Annotated in this window: 13 protein-coding genes; 10 read left to right on the forward strand and 3 right to left on the reverse strand. The window is 72.6% G+C overall.

What is annotated here, in order from left to right; translation table 11 throughout:
- Positions 1 to 146: 146 nt before the first annotated feature.
- On the reverse strand, positions 147 to 1,766 hold the full coding sequence (locus ACIP5W_RS09190; RefSeq protein WP_401469084.1) for an MFS transporter: 1,620 nt from the start codon (positions 1,764 to 1,766) through the stop codon (positions 147 to 149).
- Between the two features lie 112 nt (positions 1,767 to 1,878).
- Here ACIP5W_RS09190 and ACIP5W_RS09195 point away from each other — a divergent pair, with 112 nt between their 5' ends.
- The 3 genes from ACIP5W_RS09195 (at position 1,879) to ACIP5W_RS09205 (ending at position 4,840) form a co-directional block, all read left to right on the forward strand.
- A complete protein-coding gene (locus ACIP5W_RS09195; RefSeq protein ID WP_401469087.1) occupies positions 1,879 to 2,526 on the forward strand; it encodes a TetR family transcriptional regulator in 648 nt (215 codons plus the stop codon).
- Positions 2,527 to 2,713: 187 nt separating this feature from the next.
- Positions 2,714 to 3,931 carry an alpha/beta hydrolase gene (locus ACIP5W_RS09200; RefSeq protein WP_401469090.1) on the forward strand — a complete coding sequence of 406 codons (1,218 nt, stop codon included), beginning with the start codon at positions 2,714 to 2,716 and terminating at the stop codon, positions 3,929 to 3,931.
- Positions 3,932 to 3,997: 66 nt separating this feature from the next.
- Positions 3,998 to 4,840 (forward strand): DUF4429 domain-containing protein, encoded by an 843-nt coding sequence (locus tag ACIP5W_RS09205; protein WP_401469093.1) that lies wholly within the window; start codon positions 3,998 to 4,000, stop codon positions 4,838 to 4,840.
- On the opposite strand, the gene ACIP5W_RS09210 is transcribed toward ACIP5W_RS09205, so the two are convergent.
- Entirely contained in the window at positions 4,837 to 5,295 is a 459-nt protein-coding gene (locus ACIP5W_RS09210; RefSeq protein WP_401469096.1) for a MerR family transcriptional regulator, read from the reverse strand. The genes ACIP5W_RS09205 and ACIP5W_RS09210 overlap by 4 nt on opposite strands.
- Positions 5,296 to 5,406: 111 nt before the next feature.
- Between ACIP5W_RS09210 and ACIP5W_RS09215 the strand changes: the two genes are divergently transcribed.
- Together ACIP5W_RS09215 and ACIP5W_RS09220 are read left to right on the forward strand one after the other, a co-directional pair.
- Complete coding sequence (locus ACIP5W_RS09215) at positions 5,407 to 6,243, forward strand: serine hydrolase domain-containing protein (protein ID WP_401469099.1); 837 nt, start codon at positions 5,407 to 5,409, stop codon at positions 6,241 to 6,243.
- A 73-nt stretch (positions 6,244 to 6,316) separates the two neighbouring features.
- Positions 6,317 to 8,089 carry a serine/threonine-protein kinase gene (locus tag ACIP5W_RS09220; protein ID WP_401469102.1) on the forward strand — a complete coding sequence of 591 codons (1,773 nt, stop codon included), beginning with the start codon at positions 6,317 to 6,319 and terminating at the stop codon, positions 8,087 to 8,089.
- Positions 8,090 to 8,095: 6 nt separating this feature from the next.
- Here the strand turns inward: ACIP5W_RS09220 and ACIP5W_RS09225 are convergent, their stop codons facing one another.
- On the reverse strand, positions 8,096 to 8,755 hold the full coding sequence (locus ACIP5W_RS09225) for a pirin family protein (protein ID WP_401469105.1): 660 nt from the start codon (positions 8,753 to 8,755) through the stop codon (positions 8,096 to 8,098).
- A 93-nt stretch (positions 8,756 to 8,848) separates the two neighbouring features.
- On the opposite strand from ACIP5W_RS09225, the gene ACIP5W_RS09230 reads away from it, so the two are divergent.
- The 5 genes from ACIP5W_RS09230 to ACIP5W_RS09250 all read left to right on the forward strand — a co-directional run bounded on the left by ACIP5W_RS09230 (position 8,849) and on the right by ACIP5W_RS09250 (position 13,789).
- Complete coding sequence (locus tag ACIP5W_RS09230; RefSeq protein WP_401469108.1) at positions 8,849 to 10,054, forward strand: PucR family transcriptional regulator; 1,206 nt, start codon at positions 8,849 to 8,851, stop codon at positions 10,052 to 10,054.
- Between the two features lie 89 nt (positions 10,055 to 10,143).
- Positions 10,144 to 11,058, forward strand: a complete 915-nt coding sequence (locus ACIP5W_RS09235; RefSeq protein WP_401469111.1) for an ACP S-malonyltransferase — start codon at positions 10,144 to 10,146, stop codon at positions 11,056 to 11,058.
- 16 nt (positions 11,059 to 11,074) lie between these two features.
- Entirely contained in the window at positions 11,075 to 12,076 is a 1,002-nt protein-coding gene (locus ACIP5W_RS09240; RefSeq protein ID WP_401469114.1) for a ketoacyl-ACP synthase III, read from the forward strand.
- An 82-nt stretch (positions 12,077 to 12,158) separates the two neighbouring features.
- Positions 12,159 to 12,407, forward strand: coding sequence for an acyl carrier protein (locus ACIP5W_RS09245; RefSeq protein WP_366057748.1), 249 nt, complete (start codon positions 12,159 to 12,161; stop codon positions 12,405 to 12,407).
- 86 nt (positions 12,408 to 12,493) lie between these two features.
- Entirely contained in the window at positions 12,494 to 13,789 is a 1,296-nt protein-coding gene (locus ACIP5W_RS09250; RefSeq protein WP_401469117.1) for a beta-ketoacyl-[acyl-carrier-protein] synthase family protein, read from the forward strand.
- The last annotated feature ends 25 nt before the right edge of the window (positions 13,790 to 13,814 follow it).

A 13,814-nucleotide genomic window follows, 5' to 3' on the forward strand; every position in this document is an offset into this window, starting at 1 on the left:
CCCCGGCCGCCCTCCCCTGCGGAGGGCTTGACCCACTGTGACCTGCGGCGCGCACCCGGCGCGAGAGCCCCTTGGGGTTGTCACCCGATGAGGGAATCCCGCTGACGGTCCGTCGGGGCCGGGGTCCCGTCAGGGTCGAGGTCCCGTCAGATGTGACCGACCCCGGCGCCCGCCTCCGCGTTCTCTCCCCGCTTGGTGAGCAGTGCGACGAACACGGCCACCGCCGCGACCCCGGCCGCGACGAGCGAGGCGAGGCTCATCCCGGAGATGAAGGTGTCGTGGGCGACGTCCGTGATCTTCGCCGCGATCTCCGGGGGCGTGCCCTTCGCCACCGGGGCCACGCCCACCTGGACCGCCTCGGAGGCCTGGCCCAGCTGGTCCGGGGTGAGCGCGGGCAGGCCGGCGTCGGTCCAGTTGCCGGCCAGGTCGCTGTCGACCTTGGAGGCCATGACGGCGCCGAGGACGGCCGTACCGAGGCTGCCGCCGATCTGCATGGCCGCCTGCTGGAGGCCGCCGGCGACTCCGGACAGCTCCATGGGGGCATTGCCGACGATGACCTCGGTGGCGCCGACCATGACGGGGGCGAGGCCGAGGCCGAGCAGGGCGAACCAGACGGACATCGCCAGGCTGCCGGTCCCCTTCTCCAGGGTGGACATGCCGAACATGGCGACCGCCACGCAGACCATGCCGCCGGCCAGCGGGATGCGCGGACCGACCTTGGTGATCATCGCGCCCGCGAGCGGGGAACCGACGATCATCATGCCGGTGAGCGGGAGCAGGTGCAGGCCGGCGTCGATCGGGCTCATGCCGTGCACGTTCTGGAGGTAGAACGTCACGAAGAAGAGGCCGCCCATGAAGGCGATGGCCATCATGACCATGAGGACGACGCCGGCGGACAGCGGCACCGAGCGGAACAGGCCCAGCGGGACGAGCGGTTCCGCGACGAAGTTCTCCCAGACGGCGAAGGCAGCGAACAGCAGCACGGAGACGCCGATGAACGTCCAGGTCAGGCCGTCTCCCCAACCCCACTCCGGGGCCTTGATGAGGGCCCACACGAGGCAGAACATGGCGCCGGAGAGCAGCACGATGCCGAGGATGTCGAAGGAACGGGGGGCGTTCTCGGCACGGTGGTCGAGCAGCATCACCACACCCAGGGCGACGGCGAGGACGCCGACGGGCACGTTGATGAAGAACACCGACTGCCAGTTGACGTGTTCGACGAGGACGCCGCCGAGGATCGGGCCGCCGGCGGTGGAGGCGCCGATGACCATGCCCCAGATGCCGATGGCCATGTTGAGCTTCTCGGCCGGGAAGGTGGCGCGGAGCAGACCGAGCGCGGCCGGCATGAGCAGGGCGCCGAACAGACCCTGCAGGACGCGGAAGGTGACGACGAGCGCGATGCTGTCGGACAGGCCGATCGCGCCGGAGGCGGCGGCGAAGCCGACGACGCCTATCAGGAAGGTCTGGCGGTGGCCGAAGCGGTCACCGAGCTTGCCCGCGGTGATGAGGGAGACCGCGAGGGCGAGGAAGTAGGCGTTGGTGATCCACTGCACCTCGGCGAAGGTGGCGCCGAGATCCTTGGCGATGGCCGGGTTGGCGATGGCCACGATCGTGCCGTCGAGGGCCACCATCATGACCCCGACGGCGACGGTGATGAGCGTGAACCACGGGTGGCCGCGCAGCCCCTTGGCCGGTGGCTGGTCCGACGGGGTGGAGGGCGACTCGTCCGCCGGTCCCGTCGTGTCGATGGTGGTCTGACTAGTCATGTGTTCGAGGCTAATGACAGCCACTGACAGATGACAAACTGATTCACAAGTCGGTAACTGACACGTCACCCGCCCCTCGCCCGAAGGGCGACCGGCGGAAGGAGAAGGGCGCATGGAGACCAGCGCGCCGCGGCCGGGGCTGCGGGAGATGAAGAAGCGCCGCACCCGTGACGAGCTGCTGCGGGCGGCCGTCGGTCTGTTCACCTCGCAGGGGTACGAGCGGACGACCGTCGACGAGATCGCGGACGCCGTGGGCGTCTCGCAGCGCACCTTCTTCCGCTACTTCGCCGGCAAGGAGGAGGCCGCCCTCGCCCTGGAGGGCATCACGGTGGCGCGCTTCGTCGAGGGGGTGCGGGCCCGCCCGGCCCACGAGGCGCCGATGGAGGCCCTGCGGCAGGCGGTCCTGGAGGGCTGGAGCTCCCTCAGCGAGGCCGTCGAGTCGATCGTGCCCGTCGGGCTGTACCTGCGCATGTACCGGGTGATCGAGTCGACCCCGGTCCTGCTCGCCGCCCATCTGCGGCGCTCCGCGGAGACCGAGGAGGCGATCGCGCGGGTGCTCGCGGAACGGGAGGGGCTCGACGTGGACGCCGACCCCCGGCCGCGGCTGGCGGTGGCCGTCTTCGGCGCGGTGATGCGGGTGACGGAACGGCAGTGGGCCACGAGCGGGGACTTCAGCCCGGAGGGGATGCGCGCTCTCACGTCCCGGCACCTCGACCAGGTGGGGCCTGCCCTGCTGGGCGGCTGGCGCGCCGGGCCGTGACGTACGGTGTGCCGGCGCGCGGCGGTGGTCCGCCGCGGGTGCGCACCCTCGCGCGACCGCTCCGCCCGCCCGGCCGACGGACGGCACAGAGCACAGGGGCGGTCATGCCCACCGACCCCCCGGTGAAACGTGATCCGCGTCACTGATGTCGCCCGAGACCTTCTCGTTCTCCTAGTGTGTCCTCCCAGTGACTTCCTTCGACACCTCCCCGCAACTGACGGCATGGCGCGCACTGCTCGCACTGGCCGTGGTGTTCGTGATGCTGGCGACCACCGGCTGGACCGCCGTGCACGGACACGGGGGGACCACCGCGCTCAGGACCTCCCTCACCGCATGGGAGCGCGGCCGGGTCGCCGGACGGCAGCTGCCCGACCCGCAGGCGGCCCCGGCCCGGCTCTCGGCGTTCTTCGCCTCGCTCACCGCGGCCCAGCGCGCCGGGCTCGCCGAGCGCTACCCCCTCGCCGTCGGCAACATGAACGGCGCCCCCGCCGGGCTGCGCTACCGCGCCAACCGCATCGCGCTCCAGGAGCAGATCGGGGTCGAGCGGGCCCGGATGCGGGACAAGCGGCTCTCGCCCGCCGGGCAGCGCGAGGCCGGGCGGCGTATGCACCGCTTCGAGTCGATGACCGACGCCGGCCGCCAGATCCTCGCCTTCGACCCGGAGGGCACCGGCCGGGCCGCCGAGGTGTTCGGCGACCTCGACCGCGCCGAACGCATCTCCGTCGTCGTCCCCGGCGTGGACACGGCGCTGCTCACCTTCCAGCGCACCAACCGCAAGTACTCGGCGCCCGTCGGCATGGCCAAGGCGCTGTACGCGGCCGAGCGCGAGGTGCGCCCCACGACGCGGACGGCCGTCATCGCCTGGGCCGACTACACCTCGCCGGCCGGGCTCGGCATCGACTCGGCCACCGCGATGCGCGCCGAGCGCGGCGCCGTACGGCTGAACGCCCTGGTGCGCGGGCTGCCCGGCAGCTCCCCCGTCTCCCTGTTCTGCCACAGCTACGGCTCCGTGGTGTGCGGGGTCGCCGCGCACACCCTGCCGGGCCGGGTGGCCGACATCGCCGTCGCCGGCAGCCCCGGGATGCGGGTGGAGAACGCCGCGCAGCTGGACACCGACGCCCGGGTGTGGGCGATGCGCGACTCCGACGACTGGGTGCAGGACGTGCCCTACCTGGAACTGGGCGGTCTGGGGCACGGCGAGGATCCGGTGGCGTCCGGGTTCGGCGCGCGGGTGCTGTCGGCCCGCGAGGCCGAGGGCCACGGAGGCTACTTCGTGCCCGGCACGGACAGCCTGCGCAACTTCGCGGACATCGGCACCGGCGCCTACGACGCGGTGCGGTGCGCCGACGAGAACGACGCGTGCCGGGAGGATCTGTCCGGCACGACGACGGCCGGACGCGCGTAGAGGCGCAGGAATTGCGGTGCGCGCGGGGAGGGGACGAAGAAGCGGGTGCCGCATACGATGAGCCGCATGGGTGACGTACTGGCCGGATTTCATGCCGCCTGGGAGTTCGAGTCCGACTCCGTCCTCATCCGCTACGAACGGGGCATCCGCACACCCAGGCTGTTCTCCGCGCTGGGCGAGCGCCGCATCCCGCTGGCGGCGATCGAGGCGGTCGCGCTCGAACCGGGAAGGCGTGGGACGGTAGTGCTGCGCATCACGCCGCGGCCCGGCGCCGATCCGCTGGCCGAGGCCGCGGCGGGGCAGCTGAAGGAGTCCTCGGACCCCTACCGGCTGGTGCTGCCCGCCGAGCGGGACGCGCTCGCGGAGTACTACGCCGACGAGCTGCGCGCGGGGCTGACGGAGTCCGGACCGGCCGAGAGGTTCCTGGTGGCCGCGCCAAAGGCGCCGCTGTCGTTCAAGGCGTACGACGCGAAGGCGTCCTTCGACGGGCGGACCGTGCGGTTCCGCTGGTCCTGGACGGGCGCCTCGTCCGCGAAGTGGAAGGCCGGCGACCAGAGTTTCGCCGTGTCCGGGCTGAGCGGGGTGGAGTGGCGCTCCCCCGAGGCCCTCGAGGGGCACCTGCGGCTGCTGCGTGCGCAGGACCCGCCGGCGCAGCCGGACCGGGACCCGGCCGCCGTGGTGTTCGGGCTGGGCTACGGCGCCGTGCACGAGTCGCTGCCGTTCGCGGCGGCCGTGCTGTCCGCGGTGCGCGGGCGCGGGCCCGTGGCCGCGGTGACGGCCCCGGGCCCGCGCCGCGGCCCGGCGCACGTGGCCGAGCGGATCCGTCACCTCGGCGAACTCCACCGGGCCGGGCTGGTCACCGACGAGGAGTTCTCCGCGAAGAAGGCGGAGCTGCTCGCGGAGCTCTAGGACACCTGCGCTCCCCGCCCCATGGCGTCCGAGTAGAACGTGATCTTCCGGTCGAGTACGGCGAGCGTGTCCTGGAGCTCGGCGATCCGGGCCCGCACGTCCCGGCGGGTCGCCTCCAGGAGCTCGAAGCGCTCGGTGAACGTGTGGTCGCCCTCGCGCACCAGCTCCGCGTACCGCACCATGTCGGCGACCGGCATGCCGGTGAGCCGGAGCTTTCCGACGAGGTCGAGCCAGTTGAGGTCACGGTTGCTGTAGCGGCGCTGGCCGGTGTGGGAGCGGTCGACGTGCGGCATCAGGCCGATCCGCTCGTACCAGCGCAGGGTGTGCGCCGTCAGGCCGGTGAAGGCGACCACCTCACTGATCGTGTAGCTGTCCTGGCCGTCCGGTCGCCGCTCGGCCCGCGGCGTGGCGGCGCAGCTGTCGGTCCTGGTACCCGTGGTCTCCATCACCGTCATGACCTCAAAACTAGGGCCTTGGAGCGCACTCGAAGCAAGCGGACCCGGCAGGAAACCGACAGGCCGACCCCTCGATGCGGCTGTCGCCGTGAGCCGCTTAGTCTCGACGTCATGTCCTTGAAGAGCTTGGCGTTGATCGAGAACTGGCCGGTTCCCTCCGCCGCGGCGGGTGTCGTCCGGGCCGACGGTACGGTCCTGGGCACGCACGGCCCGGTCGGCCGGCGTTTCCCGCTGGCCTCCGTGACCAAGCCGCTGGCCGCGTACGCCGCCCTCGTCGCGTACGAGGAGGGGGCGATCGAGCTGGACGAGCTGGCCGGGCCGCCCGGGGCGACCGTCCGCCACCTCCTCGCGCACACCTCCGGGCTGGCCTTCGACGAGCACCGGACGACCGCGCCGCCCGGGGACCGGCGGCTGTACTCCAACGCCGGCTTCGAGCAGCTCGGGGACCACATCGCGAAGGCGACGGACATCCCGTTCGCGGAGTACCTGCGGCAGGCGGTGCTGGAGCCGCTGGGGATGACGGCGACCTCGCTGGAGGGCTCGCCCGCCAAGGACGGCGTCTCGAGCGTCGAGGACCTGCTCCGGTTCGCCGCCGAGGTGCAGGCGCCGCGGCTGCTGGACCCGCGGACGGTGGCGGCGGCGATGACCGTCCAGTACCCCGGCACCAAGGGCGTGTTGCCGGGGTACGGCCACCAGAACCCCAACGACTGGGGGCTCGGCTTCGAGATCCGGGACGCCAAGTCGCCGCACTGGACGGGCGGTTCGTCCTCGCCGCGGACGTTCGGGCACTTCGGGCAGTCGGGCACGTTCCTGTGGGTCGACCCCGACGCGGGCGCGGCCTGCGTGGCCCTGACGGACCGGGCGTTCGGGCCCTGGGCCGTCGAGGCGTGGCCGGTGTTCACGGACGCGGTGCTCGGCGAGGTGCGGGGTTCCGGTCCCGCCCGCTGAGTCCTCGGCCGCTCTCCTCCGCTAACCTCCCTCTGCGGCACAGCACTTACTGCGCGGATCTCGGGGGAGAGCAATGACAGGCGGGCGACCGGGCGGGCATTTCCGCCCGTTGGAGAGCGGCGACCCGGCGTCGGTGGCGGGCTACCGGCTGGCGGCACGGCTCGGCTCGGGCGGCATGGGCACGGTGTACCTGTCGTACACGCCCGGCGGGCACCCGATCGCGCTCAAGACGATCCGTCCGGAACTGAGCGAGGACCCCGAGTTCCGCCGCCGGTTCCGCCAGGAGGTGCGGGCGGCACAGCGCGTGCAGGGCCTCTACACCGCGCCGGTCATCGACTACGACACCGAGGGCGACCGGCCCTGGCTGGCCACCGCCTACGTGGCCGGGCCCTCGCTGGCCGCGGCCGTCGTCGAACACGGGCCGCTGCCGACGGAGTCGGTCCTGCTGCTGCTCGCGGGGACGGCCGAGGCGCTGTCGGTGATCCACCGGGCGGGAATCGTCCACCGCGACCTCAAGCCGTCCAACGTGCTGCTCGCCTCCGACGGTCCGCGGGTCATCGACTTCGGCATCGCCCGCGCCGCCGACGCCACCGAGCTGACCGGCACCGGCGTCTCGATCGGCACTCCCCCGTTCATGTCGCCCGAGCAGGCCGCCGGCAAGAAGGTCAAGGCCGCCTCGGACGTGTTCGCCCTCGGTCAGGTGGCCGTGTTCGCGGCGCGCGGCACCGGGGCGTACGGGGGCGGGCCCTCGCACGCGGTGCTGTACCGGATCGTCCACGAGGACCCCGATCTCGACGGACTCCCCGGGCAGCTCGGCTTCGTCGCCCGCTGCCTCGCCAAGGACCCGGCCGAGCGCCCCTCCCCCGCCGAGATCATCGCCCTGTGCCAGGAGGCGTCTCCGACGCCGCTGCGCCAGTCCGGTTCGTGGCTGCCGGAGGTCATCGCCGCGCAGATCACCCGGCAGGTGTCGGCGTCGGCCGAGCTGGCTTCGGCCCCCGCCCCGGCCGACCCCACGCCCACGGTACCGGCCGACCCGACCCCGGCACCGCGCGCCCCGGCGCCCACGCCCGTGCACGCCGCCCCCACGACCGCCGCCCCGCAGGCGCCGACGACGCCCTCGTTCGGCCCCGTCGTCCCGCTGCCCCGGCCGCAGGCCCCGTTCGGGCCGTCGTACGGCCCGCCGGCCGCGCAGCAGCCGCACTTCACCCACCAGCAGCCCGCCTGGCGGCCGCAGCCCCTGCCGCTGCCGCTGCCGCCGAAGCGGAACCAGGCCGGCAAGTGGATCGCGATCGCCGCCGGGGTGGTGATGGGCCTGTTCTGGCTCGGCAGCTGCGCGTCGGCCCTCGGCGACCTCGGCGGCTCGTCGGGGTCCTCCGGGGACAGCTCCGCCACCGGCGGCGGCACCGGCGGTTCGACGGGCTCCGGGACACTGCACGACCCGGAGCCGGTGACGTACAAGGGGATCAACATCCCGCTGGACTACTACGTCCGGTTCGTGGACTCGCCGCCGAAGCCGATCGAGGACCGCAGCCCCTACGACAACGCCGACGCGGACCTGTACTACTACGACGTCAACGAGGACGCGCTGTCCAGCCAGGGCGAGAGGATCGTCCTGCTGAACAACTCCCAGCAGGGCTCCCTGAAGACCTGCCGCGAGGAGACCCGGTACGCCGAGCGCGTCTCGCTCTCGCAGCTGGCGAAGGGCACCCAGCTCTGCGTGCACACCACCTCCGGCCACATCGCCCTGGTCACCTTCAAGGGCGGCGCGCCGGAGGGCGACCCCAGCGACTTCGTCTCGGTCGACCTGACGATCTGGCGCAACGCCGAGGAGCCCGGCGGCGGCTGACCCCGCTCAGGCCTCCATCGCCCAGATCAGCACCTCGGCCGGGCCCGCCCCGGCCACCAGGTCCAGGTCCTCCTCGTCGGCGGCGCGCACCGCGTCCCCCGGCCCCAGCTCGTGCGGGCCGAGCCGGACGGCGCCCCCGACGACGTGGACGTAGACCCGCGGCGCGTCCGGCACGGCCGTCCGCTCCCCCGCCGCCAGCCGCCGGACGTGCAGCATCGCGCCCGCCTCCGGGACGGCGTACGGCGTGGCGTCGGCGATGCCGCGGACGAGGTCGTAGGCCGGCTCGCCGCCCGGCGCCGACGGGGCCAGCCACATCTGCACGAAGGTCAGCGGCCCGGTGCCGTCGTTGCGTTCGACGTGCCGCACCCCGGTCGCCGAGCTGAGCCGCTGCACGTCGCCGGGGCACACCAGCGTCTCGTGCCCGGCCGAGTCGCGGTGGGTCAGCTCGCCCTCGACCACCCACGTCACGATCTCGGTGTGGCTGTGAGGGTGCTCGGCGAAGCCCGCGCCGGGCGCCAGACGCTCCTCGTTGCAGGCGATCAGGGCGCCGAAGCGGAGGTTGCCGGGGTCGTAGTGGGGGCCGAAGGAGAAGGCGTGCCGGGTCCCGATGCCGGCCGCCGGGTCCCCGCCGGGGTAGCGCTCGTCGGCGCGGCGTACGTCCATCACGCCGACCACGGTAGACCCGCCGCAGGCCGGGCGGTGACCGCACCCGTGACCCGCCCACGCACGCGCGGGTCCCGATGAGGCAGTCTTGTGCACGTGCCCGAACCCGAAACCCACGACAACCGAGCCGCAGCACCCGCAGCCCACACGCACCTCGCGACCCTGAAGCGGCTGGAGAAGTCCTCCGGGAGCCTCGCCGCCCAGGCCATCACGCGCATGGACGAGACGCTGCCGTGGTACCGGGCCATGCCCCCGGAGAACCGTTCCTGGATCGGGCTGGTGGCCCAGGCGGGCATCGCCGCGTTCACGGAGTGGTTCCGGCGTCCCGACGCCCCGCAGGCCATCTCCACCGACGTGTTCGGCACCGCGCCGCGCGAGCTGACCCGGGCCATCACGCTGCGCCAGACCGTCGAGATGGTGCGCACCACCATCGAGGTGATGGAGAGCGCGATCGACGAGGTCGCCGCGCCCGGCGACGAGAACGTGCTGCGCGAGGCGCTCCTGGTGTACGCCCGCGAGATCGCGTTCGCCACCGCCCAGGTCTACGCCCAGGCCGCCGAGGCGCGCGGCGCGTGGGACGCGCGGCTGGAGTCGCTCGTCGTGAACGCCGTGCTCAGCGGGGAGGCCGACGAGGGTGCCGTCAGCCGGGCCGCCGCCCTCGGCTGGAACGCGCCCGAGCACGTGTGCGTGGTCCTCGGAACGGCGCCGGACGGGGACTCCGAGCTGACGGTGGAGGCGATCCGGCGGGCCTCGCGGCACGCCAAGCTCCAGGTGCTCACCGGGGTGCTCGGCTCCCGCCTCGTCGTCATCGCCGGTGGCAGCGACGATCCGATGGCCGTGGCCAAGTCCCTGATCGGGCCGTTCGCGGCGGGGCCGGTCGTCGCGGGCCCCGTGGTGCCCGACCTGCTGGCCGCGACCCGGTCCGCGCAGGCCGCCGCGGCGGGGCTCAAGGCGTGCTCCGCCTGGCAGGACGCGCCGCGCCCGGTGCTGGCGGACGATCTGCTGCCGGAGCGCGCCATCGCCGGTGATCCCGGCGCGCGCGAGCAGTTGGTGGAGGAGATCTACAGACCGCTGGAGGAGGCGGGCTCGGCACTCCTGGAGACGCTCGCCGTCTATCTGGAGCAGGCGTCCAGTCTGGAGGGTGCGGCGAGGATGCTGTTCGTCCATCCCAACACCGTGCGCTACCGGCTTCGACGTGTGACTGACGTCACCGGCTGGTCACCGTCGGATGTACGCTCTGCGTTCACCTTGCGCATCGCGCTGATCCTGGGGCGTCTCGTCGACGGAGACCCCAAGAGCTAGCGTTTTGTCGGGGGCCCACAAAACCCCCTGCCGTTCTTCGTCCCTGTCCCCACGGGCGGCCGTGCCCGTACCCAAGAGAGAGTGTGAGAGTGCTCGTACTCGTCGCTCCCGGCCAGGGCGCACAGACGCCCGGCTTCCTGACCCCCTGGCTCGAACTGCCCGGCGCCGCCGACCGTGTCGGCGCGTGGTCGGACGCCATCGGTCTGGACCTTGCCCACTACGGCACGCAGGCCGACGCGGACCAGATCCGTGACACCGCCGTGGCGCAGCCGCTGCTGGTCGCGGCCGGAATCCTGTCGGCCGCGGCGCTCGGCGACGTGGCCCCCGGCGCGGTCGCGGGTCACAGCGTCGGCGAGATCACCGCCGCCACCTTCGCGGGCGTCCTCGACGACACCGCCGCGCTGACCCTCGTCCGCAGGCGGGGCCTGGCCATGGCCGAGGCCGCCGCGGTCACGGAGACCGGCATGTCGGCGCTGCTCGGCGGCGACCCCGAGGTCTCCGTGGCGCACCTGGAGAAGCTGGGGCTGACCCCGGCGAACGTCAACGGCGCCGGCCAGATCGTCGCCGCGGGCACGCTGGAGCAGCTCGCGGTGCTGAACGAGGACAAGCCCGAGGGCGTCCGCAAGGTCGTTCCGCTGAAGGTCGCGGGCGCGTTCCACACGCACCACATGGCCCCCGCGGTCGAGACGCTGGCCGCCGCCGCCAAGGAGCTGTCCCCCGCCGACCCGAAGACCGCCTACGTCTCCAACAAGGACGGGCGCACGGTGGCCACCGGCGCCGAGGTCCTCGACCGCCTGGTCGGCCAGGTCGCCAACCCGGTCCGCTGGGACCTGTGCATGGAGACCTTCCGGCAGCTCGGCGTGACGGCGCTGATCGAGGTGTGCCCCGGCGGTACGCTCACCGGTCTGGCCAAGCGCGCCCTGCCCGGCGTGAAGACGCTTGCGCTGAAGACCCCCGACGATCTCGACGCGGCCCGCGAGGTCATCGCCGAGCACAGTGCCTGACAAGGAGCCGACGAGCATGGCGAAGATCAAGCCCAGCAGGGGCGCCCCGTACGCGCGCATCCTCGGCGTGGGCGGCTACCGGCCCACCCGGGTGGTGCCCAACGAGGTGATCCTCGAGACGATCGACTCCTCCGACGAGTGGATCCGCTCGCGCTCCGGCATCGAGACGCGGCACTGGGCGAACGACGAGGAGACCGTCGCCGCCATGTCGGTCGAGGCGTCCGGCAAGGCGATCGCCGACGCCGGGATCACCGCCGCGCAGATCGGCGCCGTCGTCGTCTCGACCGTGTCGCACTTCAAGCAGACCCCGGCCGTGGCCACCGAGATCGCCGACAGGCTCGGCACGGACAAGGCCGCCGCCTTCGACATCTCGGCCGGCTGCGCGGGCTTCGGCTACGGCCTGACGCTCGCCAAGGGCATGGTCGTCGAGGGCTCCGCCGAGTACGTCCTGGTCATCGGCGTGGAGCGGCTGTCCGACCTGACCGACCTGGAGGACCGGGCCACCGCCTTCCTGTTCGGTGACGGCGCGGGCGCGGTCGTGGTCGGCCCGTCGAAGGAGCCGGCGATCGGCCCGACGGTGTGGGGTTCCGAGGGCGACAAGTCGGAGACCATCAAGCAGACCGTGCCGTGGACGGACTACCGCGACGGCGAGGTCGCGAAGTTCCCGGCGATCACCCAGGAAGGCCAGGCGGTGTTCCGCTGGGCCGTGTTCGAGATGGCGAAGGTCGCCCAGCAGGCGCTGGACGCCGCCGGGATAAGCTCCGCCGACCTGGACGTCTTCATCCCGCACCAGGCCAACGAGCGGATCATCGACTCGATGGTGAAGACTCTCAAGCTGCCGGAGTCCGTCACGGTCGCGCGTGACGTGCGGACCACCGGAAACACCTCGGCCGCCTCGATCCCGCTCGCCATGGAGCGGCTCCTGGCGACCGGCGAGGCCAGGAGCGGCGACACCGCGCTCGTCATCGGATTCGGGGCGGGTCTCGTGTACGCCGCGACGGTCGTTACCCTCCCCTAGGCACTCCGTCCCGGATCATGCGGTCCGGGACGGAAGACACCCAATGCCACACCCTCTGGAACACCAACGAAGGAGCGCCGACATGGCCGCCACTCAGGAAGAGATCGTCGCCGGTCTCGCGGAGATCGTGAACGAGATCGCCGGGATCCCGGTTGAGGACGTCCAGCTGGACAAGTCCTTCACCGACGACCTGGACGTCGACTCGCTGTCCATGGTCGAGGTCGTCGTCGCCGCCGAAGAGCGCTTCGACGTCAAGATCCCCGACGAGGACGTCAAGGACCTCAAGACGGTCGGCGACGCGACGAACTACATCCTCAAGCACCAGGACTAAAGCCACTGCTGGGGCCGGATGATCCGGCCTGCCCCGCCACCCGGCGGTGGCGCCGCTGAATCCCGATCGTTGGAGAAAGAATTCCCGTGAGCCCGACCAATCGCACCGTGGTCGTCACCGGTATCGGCGCAACCACACCGCTGGGTGGCGACGCAGCCTCTACCTGGGAGGGTCTGATCGCCGGCAAGTCCGGCGTCACGCCCCTGGAGCAGGACTGGGCGGCCGACCAGGCCGTCCGCATCGCGGCGCAGATCGCCGTGGAGCCCACCGAGGTCATCCCGCGGCCGCAGGCCCGCAAGCTGGACCGCTCGGCGCAGTTCGCGCTGATCGCGGCTCAGGAGGCCTGGAAGGACGCCGGTTTCGCGCCGAGGACGGGCGCCGGGGCACCGGACGCCGCCGCGTCGGGCTCCTTCGTGGACCCGGACCGGCTCGGCGCGGTCATCGCCTCCGGCATCGGCGGTGTGACGACCCTGCTGGACCAGTACGACGTGCTGAAGGAGAAGGGCGTCCGCCGCGTCTCCCCGCACACCGTGCCCATGCTGATGCCGAACAGCCCGTCCGCCAACGTGGGTCTGCTCGTGGGCGCCCGCGCGGGTGTGCACACGCCGGTCTCGGCGTGCGCGTCGGGCGCCGAGGCCATCGGCTACGCCATCGAGATGATCCGTACGGGCCGCGCCGACGTCGTCGTCGCCGGCGGTACGGAGGCGGCGATCCACCCGCTGCCGATCGCCGCGTTCGGCAACATGATGGCGATGTCCAAGAACAACGACGACCCGCAGGGCGCCTCGCGTCCCTACGACACCGCGCGCGACGGCTTCGTGCTCGGCGAGGGCGCCGGTGTGATCGTCCTGGAGTCCGCCGAGCACGCCGCCCAGCGCGGGGCGCGGGTGTACGCCGAGGCGGTCGGCCAGGGCATCTCCGCCGACGCCCACGACATCGTGCAGCCGGAGCCGGAGGGCCGCGGCATCGCGCACGCCCTGCAGAACCTGCTGGACCGCACCGACCTCGACCCGGCTGAGATCGTGCACGTCAACGCGCACGCGACGTCGACGCCCGCCGGTGACGTGGCCGAGCTGAAGGCGCTGCGCAAGGTGTTCGGCGACGACGCCGACCACATGGCGGTCTCGGCGACGAAGTCGATGACCGGTCACCTGCTCGGCGGCGCCGGCGGTGTGGAGTCGGTGGCGACGGTCCTCGCGCTGTACCACCGGGTGGCTCCGCCGACCATCAACGTCGAGAACCTCGACCCCGAGGCCGAGGCGAACGCGGACATCGTCCGCGGCGAGGCGCGCAAGCTGCCCGTGGAGGGCCGTATCGCCGCGCTGAACGACTCGTTCGGGTTCGGCGGGCACAACGTGGTGCTGGCGTTCCGGACGGTCTGAGAACCGCCTGTACGTGTGTGAAGGG

Origin of the sequence: Streptomyces sp. NPDC088766, assembly GCF_044750845.1 — a bacterium.
Lineage (GTDB): Bacteria > Actinomycetota > Actinomycetes > Streptomycetales > Streptomycetaceae > Streptomyces.

Bases quoted from the DNA above. Each gene is read 5' to 3' on its own strand.
- ACIP5W_RS09190 (WP_401469084.1), bottom strand. From the start codon at position 1,766: ATGACTAGTCAGACCACCATCGACACGACGGGACCGGCGGACGAGTCG.
- ACIP5W_RS09195 (WP_401469087.1), top strand. From the start codon at position 1,879: ATGGAGACCAGCGCGCCGCGGCCGGGGCTGCGGGAGATGAAGAAGCGC.
- ACIP5W_RS09205 (WP_401469093.1), top strand. From the start codon at position 3,998: ATGGGTGACGTACTGGCCGGATTTCATGCCGCCTGGGAGTTCGAGTCC.
- ACIP5W_RS09210 (WP_401469096.1), bottom strand. From the start codon at position 5,295: ATGACGGTGATGGAGACCACGGGTACCAGGACCGACAGCTGCGCCGCC.
- ACIP5W_RS09215 (WP_401469099.1), top strand. From the start codon at position 5,407: ATGTCCTTGAAGAGCTTGGCGTTGATCGAGAACTGGCCGGTTCCCTCC.
- ACIP5W_RS09220 (WP_401469102.1), top strand. From the start codon at position 6,317: ATGACAGGCGGGCGACCGGGCGGGCATTTCCGCCCGTTGGAGAGCGGC.
- ACIP5W_RS09240 (WP_401469114.1), top strand. From the start codon at position 11,075: ATGGCGAAGATCAAGCCCAGCAGGGGCGCCCCGTACGCGCGCATCCTC.
- ACIP5W_RS09245 (WP_366057748.1), top strand. From the start codon at position 12,159: ATGGCCGCCACTCAGGAAGAGATCGTCGCCGGTCTCGCGGAGATCGTG.